This is a genomic window from Clostridium sp. UBA1652 (assembly GCF_002320975.1).
In the GTDB taxonomy this organism is placed as follows: domain Bacteria; phylum Bacillota; class Clostridia; order Clostridiales; family Clostridiaceae; genus Clostridium_T; species Clostridium_T intestinale.
Genome location: NZ_DCLI01000095.1, coordinates 453 through 16,367, shown reverse-complemented (window position 1 = coordinate 16,367; position 15,915 = coordinate 453). Strand labels below are relative to the sequence as shown.

At 32.2% G+C, this 15,915-nt stretch carries 13 protein-coding genes; 11 read left to right on the top strand and 2 right to left on the bottom strand.

All coding sequences use genetic code 11. From position 1 onward, the window contains the following. Positions 1-70 precede the first annotated feature (70 nt). From dpaL to B3N22_RS22515, 9 genes are all read left to right on the top strand, one after another. Positions 71-1,288 carry a diaminopropionate ammonia-lyase gene (gene dpaL, locus B3N22_RS22555; RefSeq protein WP_286910792.1) on the top strand — a complete coding sequence of 406 codons (1,218 nt, stop codon included), beginning with the start codon at positions 71-73 and terminating at the stop codon, positions 1,286-1,288. An 18-nt stretch (positions 1,289-1,306) separates the two neighbouring features. Then, positions 1,307-2,494: a YgeY family selenium metabolism-linked hydrolase gene (locus tag B3N22_RS22550; protein ID WP_286910790.1), complete on the top strand. Its 1,188-nt coding sequence runs from the start codon at positions 1,307-1,309 to the stop codon at positions 2,492-2,494. A gap of 12 nt (positions 2,495-2,506) precedes the next feature. After that, on the top strand, positions 2,507-4,096 hold the full coding sequence (locus tag B3N22_RS22545) for an N-acyl-D-amino-acid deacylase family protein (protein ID WP_286910788.1): 1,590 nt from the start codon (positions 2,507-2,509) through the stop codon (positions 4,094-4,096). 21 nt (positions 4,097-4,117) lie between these two features. After that, a complete protein-coding gene (gene ssnA / locus B3N22_RS22540) occupies positions 4,118-5,443 on the top strand; it encodes a putative aminohydrolase SsnA (RefSeq protein ID WP_286910786.1) in 1,326 nt (441 codons plus the stop codon). A gap of 26 nt (positions 5,444-5,469) precedes the next feature. Then, complete coding sequence (locus tag B3N22_RS22535; RefSeq protein ID WP_286910783.1) at positions 5,470-6,558, top strand: 4Fe-4S binding protein; 1,089 nt, start codon at positions 5,470-5,472, stop codon at positions 6,556-6,558. A 23-nt stretch (positions 6,559-6,581) separates the two neighbouring features. Then, entirely contained in the window at positions 6,582-7,970 is a 1,389-nt protein-coding gene (hydA, locus tag B3N22_RS22530) for a dihydropyrimidinase (protein ID WP_286910781.1), read from the top strand. A gap of 12 nt (positions 7,971-7,982) precedes the next feature. Continuing rightward, the gene (gene xdh, locus B3N22_RS22525) at positions 7,983-10,535 is read left to right on the top strand and encodes a selenium-dependent xanthine dehydrogenase (RefSeq protein ID WP_286910779.1); all 2,553 of its coding nucleotides are present in this window, start codon (positions 7,983-7,985) and stop codon (positions 10,533-10,535) included. 123 nt (positions 10,536-10,658) lie between these two features. Continuing rightward, a complete protein-coding gene (locus B3N22_RS22520) occupies positions 10,659-10,841 on the top strand; it encodes a hypothetical protein (protein WP_021803588.1) in 183 nt (60 codons plus the stop codon). Positions 10,842-10,964: 123 nt separating this feature from the next. Further along, positions 10,965-11,819: a hypothetical protein gene (locus tag B3N22_RS22515; protein WP_286910776.1), complete on the top strand. Its 855-nt coding sequence runs from the start codon at positions 10,965-10,967 to the stop codon at positions 11,817-11,819. 81 nt (positions 11,820-11,900) lie between these two features. On the opposite strand, the gene B3N22_RS22510 is transcribed toward B3N22_RS22515, so the two are convergent. Next, a complete protein-coding gene (locus tag B3N22_RS22510) occupies positions 11,901-12,539 on the bottom strand; it encodes an isochorismatase family protein (RefSeq protein ID WP_286910774.1) in 639 nt (212 codons plus the stop codon). Positions 12,540-13,028: 489 nt separating this feature from the next. On the opposite strand from B3N22_RS22510, the gene B3N22_RS22505 reads away from it, so the two are divergent. Together B3N22_RS22505 and B3N22_RS22500 are read left to right on the top strand one after the other, a co-directional pair. Next, positions 13,029-13,919: a hypothetical protein gene (locus B3N22_RS22505; RefSeq protein ID WP_286910772.1), complete on the top strand. Its 891-nt coding sequence runs from the start codon at positions 13,029-13,031 to the stop codon at positions 13,917-13,919. 297 nt (positions 13,920-14,216) lie between these two features. Beyond that, positions 14,217-15,512 carry an acetyl-CoA hydrolase/transferase family protein gene (locus tag B3N22_RS22500; RefSeq protein WP_073019090.1) on the top strand — a complete coding sequence of 432 codons (1,296 nt, stop codon included), beginning with the start codon at positions 14,217-14,219 and terminating at the stop codon, positions 15,510-15,512. Between the two features lie 99 nt (positions 15,513-15,611). On the opposite strand, the gene B3N22_RS22495 is transcribed toward B3N22_RS22500, so the two are convergent. Then, positions 15,612-15,776, bottom strand: a complete 165-nt coding sequence (locus B3N22_RS22495; RefSeq protein ID WP_286910769.1) for a hypothetical protein — start codon at positions 15,774-15,776, stop codon at positions 15,612-15,614. Between the last annotated feature and the right edge of the window lie 139 nt (positions 15,777-15,915).

Below are 15,915 nucleotides of genomic sequence, written 5' to 3'. Positions count from 1 at the left end.
TGGAATATATTTTTAATTAGGGATCACATTGGGCTTTTTTTAATTTAGTACTATTAAGGAGCGGAAACAAATGGACAACATTATAAAATGGAAATTTAATGAACTTAAAAATTGTGGTAAGGCTTCCACAGACTTTTTATCTAAAAAAGAAGTTTCTAAAGCTAAAAACTTTCATGGTAGTTTTCCTCAATATGAGAGGACTCCTGTAGCATCTTTAGATAATTTAGCTAAAGAAATTGGTCTTGGAGGAATATATCTAAAAGATGAATCTTATAGATTTGGATTAAATGCGTTTAAAGTATTAGGTGGTTCTTTTGCTATGGCTAAATACATAGCTAAAAAATTAGAAACAGATATATCAGAACTTGATTATGAAAAAATTATATCTGATGAAGTTAGAGATAAGCTTGGTGAAATAACTTTTGTAACAGCTACAGATGGAAATCATGGAAGAGGTGTAGCTTGGACAGCAAATAAGCTTAAACAAAAATCTGTAATTTATATGCCTATAGGATCATCTTTAACAAGACTGGCACATATACAAGCTGAAGGTGCAGAAGCCTCCATTACTGATATGAATTATGATGATGCAGTAAGGTTTGCAGCAAAGTATGCTGAAGAGAACAATGGTCTTATGGTACAAGATACAGCTTGGGAAGGTTATGAAGAAATTCCAACATGGATAATGCAAGGTTATGGAACTATGGCACTAGAAGCTTCAGAGCAGCTAAAAGAGATTAAGATAGAAAAACCAACACATGTTTTTGTTCAAGCAGGAGTAGGCTCATTAGCAGGAGCAGTTCAAGGTTTTTTTGCTTCTGAGTTTGGAGAAGATTGCCCAACAACTGTTATAGTTGAATCAAATTTGGCGGATTGTTTTTATAAGTCGGCAGTAGCTGGAGATGGAAAAGCTTATGCTGTGGGAGGAGATATGCAAACTATAATGGCAGGACTTGCTTGTGGAGAAGCTAATACAATAGGCTGGGAAGTTCTTAAAAGTTATAGCTCAGCATTTGTATCTTGCCCAGACTGGGTATCAGCAAATGGAATGAGGATATTAGGAAATCCATTAAAAGATGATAGAAAAGTGATTTCAGGAGAGTCTGGAGCAGTTACTACAGGACTATTATATGAAATAATGACTAATCTAGATTATAAGGAACTAAAAGAAGATTTAAAACTAGATGAGACTTCTAAGGTTTTACTATTTAGTACTGAAGGTGATACAGACCCAGCTATGTACAGAAAGATAGTATGGAAAGGTCTAAATAGTAAAGAAGAATTATAAAATAATTGAGGTGAAAGTATGTTATCAGAAGCAAGAAAAAATAAACTTACAGAAGTGTGTCAAGAACTAATAAGAAACAAAAGCTACTCTGGAGAAGAAAAAAATGTAGCAGAAGCTATTAAGACGGTTTTTGAAGAGTTGGGCTATGATGATTATTTTATAGATGAATATGGAAATATAATTGGACATATAAAGGGAAACGAAGAAGGAAAAATAATTTTATTTGATGGTCATATAGATACAGTTCCAGTACCAGATGAATCTAAATGGACTCATAATCCTTATGGTGCAGAAATTGTAGATGGTAAGATATATGGTCGTGGAACTTCAGACATGAAGGGACAGCTAAGTGCCATGATAGTTGCAGCGGTCTGCTTTGCTGAAGATATTAAAAAAGACTTTAAGGGAGATATATATGTAGCTGGGGTTGTACATGAGGAGATATTTGAAGGAATAGCTTCAAGAAAAATAAGTGAAGCTGTAAATCCTGATTATGTGGTAATAGGTGAATCTTCAGAGTTAAATCTTAAAATAGGACAAAGAGGACGCGCGGAGATAGTTATAGAAACCTTTGGAAAACCAGCTCATTCAGCTAATCCTGAAAAAGGTATAAATGCAGTATATAAAATGAGTAAAATTATAGAGAAAATTCAAGAACTTGAAACACCAATGCATCCAGTTCTAGGTAAGGGGATATTGGTGTTAACTGATATAAAATCTTCACCTTATCCAGGGGCATCAGTAGTTCCTGATTATTGCAAGGCAACCTTTGATAGAAGACTTTTAGTTGGAGAAACAAAGGAAAGTGTATTAGCACCCATAAAGGCTTTTGTAGAAGAATTAATGAAGGAAGATTCAGAACTTAAAGCTGAGGTTTCTTATGCTAAAGCTACTGAAAATTGTTATACAGGAAGTACTATTTCAGGGGAAAGATTTTTCCCAGGCTGGCTTTATGAAGAAAAGGATGAGTTTGTTCAAATAGCTTATGAAGGATTAAAAAGTGCAGGTTTAGATCCAGAAATAACTCAATACTCTTTCTGTACCAATGGAAGTCATTATGCAGGAGAAAAAGGAATAAGAACTATAGGATTTGGTCCATCGAAAGAAAACTTGGCTCATACTATAGATGAATATATAGAATTAGAACAATTATTTATTGGAGCTGAAGGATACTACGGAATATTGAATTCTCTATACAAAAAATAAGGGGTGTTAAAAATGAGAGTGTTAATTAAAGGGGGAACTATCGTTGATGGAACCTTGCAAAAAGGATATTTAGGAAACTTACTTATAGAGAATGACAAAATATTAGAGATAAGCAAAGAAGAAATAAAAGCAGAAGTAGATAAGATAATTGATGCAGCTGGAAGAGTAGTTTGTCCTGGATTTATAGACACTCATAGTCACTCAGATTTAAAAATATTAGATAATCCCTTTAATGAAATTAAGATAAGACAAGGAATAACTACAGAAGTATTAGGGCAGGATGGAATATCTATGGCTCCACTTCCTAAAGAATATATAAGCACTTGGAGAAAGAACTTAGCTGGACTTGATGGAGAAAGCGACAATATAGATTGGGAATATGAAACTACAGATAATTATCTTAAGCTTATGGAGAAAAACGGAGTAGGATTAAATGAACTTTATCTAGTGCCTCATGGAAATGTAAGAATGGAAGCCATGGGTTTAGAGGACAGATATTCAACAACAGAAGAAATAGAGAAAATGTGTGAAATAGTAAGAAGAGAAATGGAGGCAGGGGCGTATGGATTATCAACAGGGTTAATCTATATTCCTTGTGCATATTCCGAGACAAAAGAAATTATAGAAATGTGTAAGGTAGTCGCAGAATATGATGGGGTATTTGTAGTTCACCAAAGAAGCGAAGCTGATACTATTCTTAAATCCATGGAGGAAGTTATAAACATAGGAAGAGAATCTGGTGTTAAAGTTCACTTTTCACATTTTAAAGTATGCGGGAAAAACAACTGGCAGTATATTGATGGAGTTATTGAGCTTTTAGAGAAGGCTCAAAAGGAAGGAATAAAAGTTTCTTTCGACCAGTATCCATATGCAGCTGGAAGTACAATGCTTGGAGTAGTTTTACCTCCTTGGGCACATTCAGGTGGTACAGATAAACTTTTAGAGAGGTTAAAAGACGAAGAATTAAGAAAGAAAATGATCTATGATATAGAGCATGGCATAGATGGATGGGATAATTTCATAGACTTTGCAGGTCTTGATCAGATATTTGTAACCAGCGTTAGAACTAAAGAAAATGAACATCTAATAGGTAAAAATCTACTAGAGATAGGTGAGCTTAAAGGAAAAGATCCTTATAATGCAACTTTTGATTTATTGTACGAAGAAGAGAATGCAGTAGGAATGGTAGATTTCTATGGATTAGAGGAACATGTAATTAAATTCATGAAGAGAAAAGAGCAAAATGTTTGTACAGATGGGCTTTTATCCGGAAAACCACATCCTAGAGCTTATGGTTCTTTCCCAAAGGTTATAAATAGATATGTTAAGGAATTAAATATTCTTTCTATAGAAGAAGCTGTATATAAAATGACCTACAAAGCTGCAGAAGCTTTTAATATTAAAAATAGAGGAAGCTTAGAAGTTGGAAAATACGCTGATATAGTAATAGTAAATATGGATACGGTCAAGGATAAAGGAACATTTGTAGATCCTACACAATATCCAGAGGGAATTGATTATGTAATCATAAATGGTAATGTTGTTGTGGAAGAAGGACAATATAACAAGATTATTGCGGGGAAGGTAATAAGAAGAGATTAAGAAAGTAAGGGGGCTAATCCTTTGATTATAGGAAATGGAAGAGTAATAACTAGGGATGAGGAAAATCCATATATAGAAAATGGAGCAGTAGTTATAAGAGATAACACCATAATAGCTGTGGGAGACTATTCAGTACTTAAAGAAAAGTATAAAGAGGAAGAGTTTATAGATGCAAAAGGCAAGGTGATTATGCCAGGCCTTATTAATACACATATGCATATTTATAGTGCTTTTGCTAGAGGAATGGCAGGAAAAGGACCAGCACCTAAAAACTTCACTGATATTTTAGAGAATTTATGGTGGAGACTTGATAAAGGCTTAACTCTAGAAGATACAAAATATAGTGCTTATACTACTTACTTAGATTGTATAAAAAATGGAGTAACTACTGTTTTTGATCATCATGCAAGCCCTTATAGTGTTGAAGGAAGTTTATTTACAATAGGAGATGCAGCAAAAGAACTTGGAGTTAGAACTTGTCTTTGTTATGAAACTTCAGATAGAGATGGGGAAGAGATTCTTAAAGCTGGAATAAAGGAGAATATAAACTTTATAAAAAAATACAATAATGTCAATGAGGACATGTTAAAAGGAATGTTTGGAATGCATGCCGCATTTACTCTTTCAGACAAAAGTTTAGATATGTGTAGAGAAGCTATGGAAGGATTAGATGCAGGTTATCACATACATACCTCAGAAGGAATAGATGATTTATACGATTCCTTAAGAAATCATGGAAAAAGAGTTGTAGAAAGACTTATGGATTTTGATATTCTTTCAGATAAAACCATAGCTGTTCATTGTGTTCATGTTAATAGCAGAGAAATGGAGATTTTAAAGCAAACAAATACAAATGTAGTTCATAATCCAGAATCAAATATGGGGAATGCAGTAGGATGTTCACCAGTTTTAGAATTTATAAAAAGAGGGATCAGTGTGGGTCTTGGAACTGATGGATATACTAGCGACATGATGGAATCCATAAAGGTAGGAAATATAATTCATAAACATAATCTATGTGATCCTAATGTTGGCTTTAATGAAATATCCTCTATGGCATTTGATAATAACAGAAAAATAAGCACTAAGTATTTCAACAAAGAAGTTGGAGCTTTAAAAGAAGGAGCTTATGGGGATGTAATTATTGTAGATTATAATCCTCTTACTCCATTAAATGAAAATAATATAAATGGACACATTATATTTGGAATGTCAGGAAGATGTGTTACAGACACAATAATAAACGGAAAAGTAGTAATGAGAAATAGACTAATAAATACAGTGGATGAAGAAAAGATATTCTCAAAATCTAGAGAGCTAGCTCAAAAGTTATGGGAAAGAATCTAAAATAAATTAATTAAGGGGAGTTAATTATGGCAAATTTAAATATAGATATTTTAGGTATGAAATTTAATAATCCAGTTTTTACAGCAGCTGGCCCAGGTGCTAAAGATGGAGATATGTGTGTAGCAGCAGTAAAAGGAGGAGCTGGTGGATTAGTTACTAAAACTATATCAGTAGATGCCGCAGATGTTCCAAGACCTTGTATGGGAGCAACTAATAGCGGATTTTTAAATACTGAGCTTTGGTCAGAATTGCCTAAAGAACAATGGATAGAAAAAGAGTACTTAAAGGCTAAAGAAGCTGGAGTTCCTATGATAGTAAGTATGGGATACACAAAGGAGCAGATTGAGATAGTTGCTCCATTAGTTAAACCTTATGCAGATGCTGTTGAGCTTTCAACCCACTATGTTGGAACAGATGTAACACCTATAGTAAATGCACTAAAGGCAGCAAAAGCAGCATTAGATGTTCCCGTGTTTATGAAAATGAGTCCACATACGGATATTAAGGTAATAGCTAAAGCAGTAGAAGATGCAGGTGCAGATGGACTTGTTATGATTAATTCCTTTGGTCCATGTATGTCTATAGATATAAATACAGGACTACCTATAATGGGAAGTAAGTCTGGATATGGATGGTTATCAGGAACTGCTATAAGACCACTTGCTATTAGATGTATATTTGAAGCTTCTCAGGTTGTAAAAATTCCTATAATAGGAGTGGGCGGGGTATCAAATGGAAGAGATGCTGCTGAAATGTTAATGGCTGGAGCTTCAGCTGTTCAGGTATGTACAGAAGCTATATTAAAAGGTCCAAACATTTATGGAAAAATAGCTAAAGAGCTTAATGATTTCTTAGATGCAAAGGGCTATAAAGATGTAAATGAAATAGTTGGACTAGCTTCCAAGAAGATAAATGAAAGAAACTTTAGAACTCACACGGTTCCTCCAGTAGTAAATCATGATAAGTGTATAACCTGTGGAATATGTAAGAGAAGCTGTGTATATGATGCTATAGAAATTGATGGGAAGCTTACTATAGATGATGAAAAATGCTTTGGTTGTGGACTTTGTGTAACTAGATGTCCTAAAGAAGCATTATCAATTTCCTACGTTTAATTAGTTGAGAAAGGGGTATGGTTATGGGGACAGTATTAATTAATGGTAGAGTTGTTACTCCAGAGGAAACCATTGAATGTGATATAAGAATAGAGAATGAAGTAATTGAAAGCATGGGTAAGAATTTAATAAAGGAAAACGACAAGGTTATAGATGTAAAAGGTGCTTATATTCTTCCTGGAGCAATTGATACTCACACACATTTTGATTTGGATACAGGAACTACCTTTACAGCTGATAATTTTGAAACGGGAACTAAAGCTGCTATAGTTGGGGGAACCACAACCATACTAGATTTTGCAACACAAAATAAAGGGGAATCTCTAGAAGAGGCTTTGAATAATTGGCATAAAAAAGCTCAGAATAAGGCATACTGCGACTATGGTTTTCATATGGCAATAACTGATTGGAACGAAAAAGTTTCTAAAGATATGCAACTTATGATAGATGAAGGTGTAACCTCATTTAAGATGTATATGGCTTATAAAAATTTAATGGTTAAAGATAGAGAAATATATGAGGCCTTAGTTAGAAGTAAAGAAATAGGAGGACTTATAGGATTTCATTGTGAAAATGGAGATATTATAGATGCTTTAGTTGATAATGCTAAAAAAAATCATAAAACTAAACCTTATTACCATTTTAAAACTAGACCAGCGTGCTTAGAAAGTGAGGCTATTAATAGACTTGCTTCAATAGGAGAAGTAGCAAAAGCTCCAGTTTGGATTGTTCATTTAAGTACTGAAATGGGACTTAAGGAGGTTAAGAAGGCAAGAGCAAAAGGTGTAGAGGTAGTACTTGAAAGTTGTCCTCAATACCTCCTTTTAGATAACAGCTATTATGGAAAAGAAACAGATGAAAGCTTTGAAGCTGCAAAATATGTCATGTCTCCACCTCTTAGAGGAAAAAATGATAATGAAGCTCTTTGGGAAGGAATAAGAGATGGTGATATAGATTTTCTAGGAACAGATCATTGCTCCTTTAACTATAAAGGACAAAAAGATCTAGGAATAGATGATTTTAGTAAGATTCCAAATGGAGGTCCAGGAGTAGAACATAGAGTTTATCTAATGTATACCTATGGAGTTTGTGAAGGAAAGATATCTATAAATGATATGTGTAGATTAGTATCAACTAATGCTGCGAAAAACTTTGGGTTATATCCTAAAAAGGGAATAATACAAGTTGGAAGTGATGCAGATTTAGTTGTTCTTAATCCTAACACAGAAACTATAATAACAAAAGATAAACAAACCCAAAATGTCGATTATACTCCTTATGAGGGCTTTAAAAGAAAAGGTTCAATTGAGCATGTATTTTTAAGAGGAAATGAAGTTGTAAAAGACGAAAAATTTATAGATAATTCACCAATAGGTATATATCAGAGGAGAAATGTTAGGCGATTTAATTAAGGAGGCTAAGAGATGTATACATTTATTCTTAATAATAGGGAAGTTGAGGCTAAAGAAGATATAAATCTCTTAGAATTTTTAAGAGAACAGGAGGATTTAACCTCAGTAAAAAATGGCTGCTCAGAAGGTGCTTGTGGTGCATGTATGGTTCTTTTAGATGGAAAAGCCATGAGAGCATGTATACTAAAAACTTCAAAAATTCAAGGTAAACACGTAATTACAGTTGAAGGTTTATCAGAGAGAGAAAAAGAAGTTTTTGCGTATTGCTTTGGGGAAGCGGGGGCAGTTCAATGCGGATTTTGTATTCCTGGAATGGTTATAAGTGCAAAAGCTTTAATAGATACAAACAAAAACCCCACTAGTGAGGACATTAAGAAGGCGTTAAGAGGGAATATATGTAGATGTACAGGATATATCAAAATAGAGCAGGCAGTTAACATGGCTGCAAAAATCATAAGAGAAGGAACAGCGGTTCCAGAAACACACTTTAAGGGTGTTATGGGAGAAAACGTTCATAGGGTTGATGCCTTGGCTAAAACCTTAGGGACAGGTAAATATGTAGATGATATGAAAATTAATGGAATGCTTTATGGATCAGCTTTAAGAACAAAATATCCTAGAACGTTAGTTAAGAGCATAAATATAGAAGAAGCTAAAAGAATCCCAGGTGTAATAGCTGTATTAACATATAAGGATATCCCGGGAAATAGATATTTAGGTCATTTAGTTAAGGATTGGCCAGCCCTTATAGCTGAAGGAGAGGAAACCAGGTATATAGGTGATTCTATAGCATTAGTTGCCGCTGAAAATAAGAGAGCTCTTAAAGAAGGTTTAGAAGCAATAGTAGTAGAATATGAAGAAAGAATTCCTTTAAGTTCACCAGAAATGGCTTTAGAAATAAATGCACCCAAAATTCACGATAAAGGAAATGTACTTTTTAAACAGGTTTTAAATAGGGGAAATGCTGAAGAAGCCATAAAAAATTCTAAGTATGTTGTCACAAATAAGTATTCTGTTCCCTTTACTGAACATGCCTTTATGGAGCCAGAATGTGCTATAGGTATGCCATATGGGTTTGGAGTTAAGGTTTATACTGGAGGGCAAAACGTATTTGATGATCAACATGAAATAATGTCTCTTTTAGGACTTCCAGAAGAAGAGGTAAGAATAGTTAGTAAATATGTTGGGGGAGGTTTTGGTGGTAAAGAAGATATGAGTGTTCAACACCATGCAGCACTCTTAGCCTATATAACTAAAAAGCCAGTAAAGGTAATATTAAGCAGAAAAGAAAGCATAATGATTCATCCTAAAAGGCATGCTATGGAGATGGAGTTCACAACAGCTTGTGATGAAAATGGCATATTAACTGCTATGAAAGCGGTTGTTATATCTGATACAGGCGCTTATGCGTCACTTGGAGGACCAGTGCTTCAAAGAGCATGTACACATGCTGCTGGACCATATAATTATCACAACGTAGATATAATAGGAACAGCTGTGTATACTAACAACCCACCAGGAGGAGCTTTTAGAGGCTTTGGAGTTACTCAGACAGCTTTTGCAACAGAATGTAATTTAAATCAACTAGCAGAAATGGTTGGTATATCACCTTGGGAGATAAGGTATAAAAATGCTATAGAGCCAGGTCAAGTTCTACCAAATGGACAAATAGCTGACGAAGGAACTGCCTTGAAAGAAACTCTAGAAGCAGTAAAGCAAGCTTATGAAAGTAGTCCATATGCAGGAATAGCTTGTGCCCTTAAAAATAGTGGGGTAGGAGTTGGAGTGCCAGACGTCGGAAGAAGTAGGTTGACTATTATAGCTGGGAAAGTTCATGTAAGATGTGGGGCAGCTTGTATAGGGCAGGGAATTGGAACAGTTAATGCTCAAATAGTATGTGAAACCACTGGAATAACCTATGACAAAATAGTTGTAGAAGATCCAGACACTCATGTTACACCAAATTCAGGAACTACTACAGCATCAAGGCAGACTGTATTTGCAGGAGAAGCTACAAAGCAGGCAGCTATTAAACTAAAAAAGGACTTAGAAAATAAAACACTAGAAGAACTTGAAGGCAATGATTATTATGGAGAATACAAAGGAGTTACTGATCCTATAGGTTCGGATAAAGAAAATCCAGTAAGTCATGTAGCTTATGGATATGCAACACAAGTTGCCATAATAGATGAAAATGGAATTCTTAAAAAAGTAGTAGCTGCTCATGATGTAGGAAGAGCAGTAAATCCTAAAAATGTAGAAGGACAGATAGAAGGTGGAGTAGTTATGGGACTTGGTTATGCTTTAACTGAGGATTATCCCTTAAAGGATTCCATCCCAACCGCAAAATATGGAACATTAGGACTTTTTAGAGCTAATCAAGTTCCAGATATAGAATCTATAATAATTGAAAAAAATACTGATGAGGTTGCCTATGGAGCAAAAGGTATAGGTGAGATAGTTGTTATTCCTACAGCACCAGCAGTTCAAGGGGCCTACTATAAATTAGATGGAAAGTTTAGAACAAAGCTTCCACTTAGTGAAACCCCATATAGAAAAAAATAAAAACTCATGTTTTTACATCATTATTGAGATAAATATTGTTTAGACAAGTATCATAATGAGTTAAATTATAGAATAGATTAGTATAGACTGGTAAAACATTCTAATTAAAACAGGGGGTTTTTTATGAAAGTCTATATAGTACTAAGCATGGATACAAATGATGTAATTTCTGTAGATAAGGTTTTTAGGGATAAGGAAATAGCAGAGAAGTATGCAGATATTCAAAATTCAAGAAACAGGGCGTTAGATTATTTTATAAGAGAAAGAGCTTTAATGGAAAACATAGATGAGCCTGTTAGTGTGTAGATAAAAAAGAGGTGTAAAAATCAAACTTAAAGGATTTTTACACTTTTTTGTGTTTATGAATAGAAATTATTACCGATAACCTTATTAAGAGAATAATTAATTAAAAAAATACAGGAGGTAGATATGAAGATTTCAAGTTCATCTAATCTTAATTTATATGAAATAATTAAGGATAATAATAAGGTTGAATTAGTTTCTAATAAAAAGTTAGAATTGTCCCATACTAATGATAAAATTGAGATAAGTGATGAGGGAAGACAGCGTTTAGCTTCAGAAGTTGTAAACCATGCAGCTAAATATTTTGGAACTACTCAAATTAATGAATCGTTAAATAATATACTTGAGGATAAGTCTCCAGAAGTTAAGGAGGCGGTTTATAACATAATTCAATCTAATTTTATTAATAAAGGCAATGTCCCTAATGATAAGGAAAGGGCGGCTTTATTAGAAATGGGATTATCACAGGCTGAATTTATTGCTAATAATTATATGAATGATAATGAAGCTAAAGATTTTATGAGTACAATCAAACAGATTGCGGCAATTTCTAAAACGGGAGAAGTGGATGTTAAAACAGGAATAGTAAGTTATTATACTCCACCTGAAAGACCTGTTGGTGCCCCTAAGGATTATATAAATCCAGAAGAACTCATGAAAAGGTTTGAACCAGAAACATATAAAAAATTTGCAGATGCTGTTATTAATAAGGGCGATTGGGCTAGTATTCTTATAAATTTTGCAAAAAGAGCATCAACCAATTTGGATTGGTCTAAAAAGTTTAGGGAAGAAAGTAATAAAAAGATGGAAGTTCTTGAGAATAGTATTACTCAAAATAGATTTGAATCTGTATCTAAAAACAGTTTAGAAGATTTTTCAAAAGGAATGAAGTTATCAATATTAAATGCTGGTTTTACAAGTACAGATTTCATGTCAAAAAATATGGATGTTTTTATTAGAATAATTAAAGGTAATAAATAGCTTAAAGAGAGATTCTCAGGTTTTGAGAATCTCTCTTCTATTAACGAAGAGAAAATAAATTTAAGCAATAGCTAAATGAATTTACGAGAAAATCATTTCTTTAGTTTTGCTTGAATCAACCATATATTCGTAGGCTGCTATATGGCTATAATATAATTGTCCAAGCTTTTGACCTGTAGGAAGGTTCCAATCTTTTTGAAGTTCTGATGAAATAGCAAACCAGTTTGTAGTTTTTACTCCTGCTTGAGCCAGTCTACTTATAGCTGACTGCTCCACTAAAGGACACCAGGTTCCTGAGGCATCAATAGTAGCGTAAACATCATAACCATCTCTTACAGCAGAGATAGCAGGGAATGTTAAACATACGTCTGTAACTATTCCAGCCATTATTAATTTACTTCTTCCGGTAGCTTTAACTTTTCTTAAAAAGTTTTGATCTTCCCAAGCATTTATTATTGTTCTATCTATTACCTGCACATCAGGAAACATTTCAGTAATTTCTTTTAAGAATTCACCATTTGGGCCACTGCTTTTACTTGAAGTTAATATAACTGGAATATTAAATAGTTTTGCAGTTTCAGCTAAAGCGATAATATTATTTTTTAAAATATTTGTAGGTAAAGTTTTCACAGTTGAAAGTAACCCAACCTGATGGTCAATTAAAATTAAAGCAGAATTTTCTGGAGTTAAAGTTTCATAAAATCTAGTATTATCTTGCATAATTAGATTCCTCCTAAAAATATATTTTTAAATTAAACTACATTAATTAATATTCCCTTAGATGATTTTCATATGTTTTATAATTAATGACATTAAAGCTTGAACTTATAATGTTTTAACGATAATTACTAAAAATTAAGCGTTTATTTCAAAAACCCCATATTCACATTAATTTCATGGTAATATAAAGGTGAGAATAATTAAGTAAAATGGTACATATAGTTTTTTATTAGCGACTTAGAAAACTAAAGGGGAATTTATGAAAAATTTAATATTAATTTTAATGTTGATAGGCTTACTATTAGATTTTTATGCAGTCTTAAATCTATTTAGATTTAAGATAGGTTTTAATATTATTGGGAATAGGAGATATGTCAGTAGGACTAGTAGAGTGAAACTAAATAAGTATCTTGTAATCGGCGGAGTAGGAATTACTATAACTGCCATTGCATCGATTTTAAAGATATTTCTATGGTAAAGGGGAAGAATATGAAAAAGAAGTTTTCAAGATTATTTATAATTAATATTTTGTTTTATTTAAATAATTTTCTTTATTTAATATTTAGTTCAGAGGTGAAAAAAGGTATTTTGTATGATTTTTGGATAATATCACCTGTTATATTGCTTGTATTATCTTTTAATTTTATGGAATATTCCTATAAGAATAAATTAGGCATAAAAAATAAATCTATTATAGATTTTGTTATAAGGCTTTTAGCTTGTATTGCTGTTTTTTATAGTAAGGAAAGCCAAATAATATTTTTTAGTGTAACAAATTTAATAATGCTTATTACAAACATATTAGTAGAAGTTGATATAATGAAAGAGATTAGAAATAATAATTACTATAAGGATATAAAAGAAGCTAATTTGTATGAAAATGAAAAGTTAGATAAGTTAATAAAGAGATATTATTATTATAAAAATATGGATTTAGATAAATGTGATATAGATAATAGATATGAAGTTGATAAAATGTTTAGGCTTGAAAAGATGGAGAAAATAGCTAATAAAATTACATTTTGGTTATTATATACGCCTATAATTTTTTTAGATGATTTTCAAATCAGAGGTAAATTTGTTATAGGGGTAATACTCTTAATATCATTTTTTATATATTTATATTTATCACGGGAAAAGTTTAGATATTTCTATAAGGATAATATAAAATTAAATCGGAAAAATATAATAAATAGTATACTTCTTTTTGTAGGTATAACGGTAGTATATATTATAAAAGGATTCATTTATGAAGGTAATTTTATAGATTTAAGTTTAAAATATGAACTATGGATTATTATTTCTTTTGGGGCTATAGCATCAAGTTTATCAACTTATGAGAGTCAAGAAGTATTAAATAGGTATTCAATAAAAGATTAGCAAATGAGCTATCGCAAATATGCGGTAGCTCATTTATTTTAGATATATTCCTAAATAAATGTTAAAAAAATAACCACAAATATAATATTATAAATTTAAAAATTATAATTACAAAAGAAAAAGTCTTTGTATCTCCGTAATGCTCTTGAATTCATAGATTTGTATAAATAAAAAATTGAATATTTAGAAAAATATTAGCAATTTAATGTTAAAAAATTAACATTATTTCTGAAAAAAGTGATATAATTAAATAGTAATAATATAGAAGAATTTTATATAGGACAAGGAGGTTCTTTTATGGAATGGAAAAAAAATTTCGAAAGTAAGATAGTTACTGCAGATGAAGCTTCTAGAAAAATAAAATCAGGGGATAGGGTTGTTTTAGGCAATGCTTGTGCAGCTCCCAAAGATGTTGTTAAGGCCATGGTTTTAAACAAGGAAAATTATAGAAATGTTGAAATCATGAATATGCTTTTGCTAGAAGAATGTGAATATGTAAAACCTGAAATGGAGCCATATTTCCGTCACAATTCTTTGTTTGTTGGAGGTGGAGTTAGAGAGGCTGTTATGTCTGGAAGGGCAGATTATACGCCATGTTTTTTTTCTGAAATGCCTAAATTATTTAGAAGTATAAGGGTAGATGTAGCTATAATTAATGTTAGTGCACCTGATGAACATGGATATTGTAGTTTTGGGGTATCTGTTGACTATATTAAGGCAGCAGCAGAAGAAGCAAAAATTGTTATAGCAGAAGTAAACGATAAGATGCCAAGAACTATCGGAGATTCTTTTATACATGTTTCAAAGATAGATTATATAGTAAAGACCTCAAATGATATAGTTGAACTTACACCTCCAAAGATTGGGGAGCTCGAAAGAGCTATTGGTGAAAACTGCGCAAAGTTAGTAGACGATGAATCAACTCTTCAATTAGGAATAGGGGCTATACCAGATGCTGTTTTATTATTCCTTAAAGATAAAAAGAATTTAGGGCTTCATTCGGAAATGATTTCTGATGGAGTTGTTGAGTTAATTGAATCAGGTGTTATTACAAATGAGGCTAAAACTTTGCATAGAGGTAGATCTGTAATTACATTTCTTATGGGAACAAAAAAGCTTTATGATTATGTAGATAATAATCCTAATATCATAGTATATCCAGTTGACTATGTTAATGATCCACGTGTTATAGCTCAAAATGATAAGATGGTTTCTATTAATTCTTGTATCCAAGTGGATCTTATGGGACAAGTAGCTGCAGACACAATAGGATTAACTCAGTTTAGCGGAGTTGGTGGACAAGTTGATTTTATAAGAGGAGCTGCTATGAGCAAAGGTGGTAAATCTATAATAGCAATGCCTTCAACAGCTGGACATGGGAAATTTTCAAGGATAGTTCCTATGTTAGATGAAGGAGCGGCGGTAACTACATCTAGAAATGATATACATTACGTTGTTACTGAATTCGGGATAGCAGAATTAAAAGGAAAAACCTTAAGGGATAGAGCAAGAAACTTAATAAATGTTGCCCATCCTAATTTTAAAGAAGAATTGATAAGTGAATGGGAAAGAAGATTTAAAATGAAGTTTTAGAAATACGTATGTAGACATCCTATAGAAATATGGGATGTCTATATTTTATTATAGGATATTGAATTTATACTAAATGACTATCATTAATAGAATATGTAATTAAGATTTTTCCTCAAGAATACAGATTATTTTTCTTAATGCTAATACTATTGAGCCTAAAGAAAAAAGCATAGCAGACATTAAAATTCCATTTGAACCATTAACAAGTGACAGCAAAGATGATATGAACGCAAAAACTGCTGCATAAAATAAGAAAGTTTTCATAGAACTCCTCCTAAAAAATAAAAAATAAATTAATAAAGATATCATACCATATTTTTACTTGTTATAAATATGATGCATTTAATTGGTACATAAAATAAAGTTTTAAATATACTTGAACTATTATTATATTTGTTATATA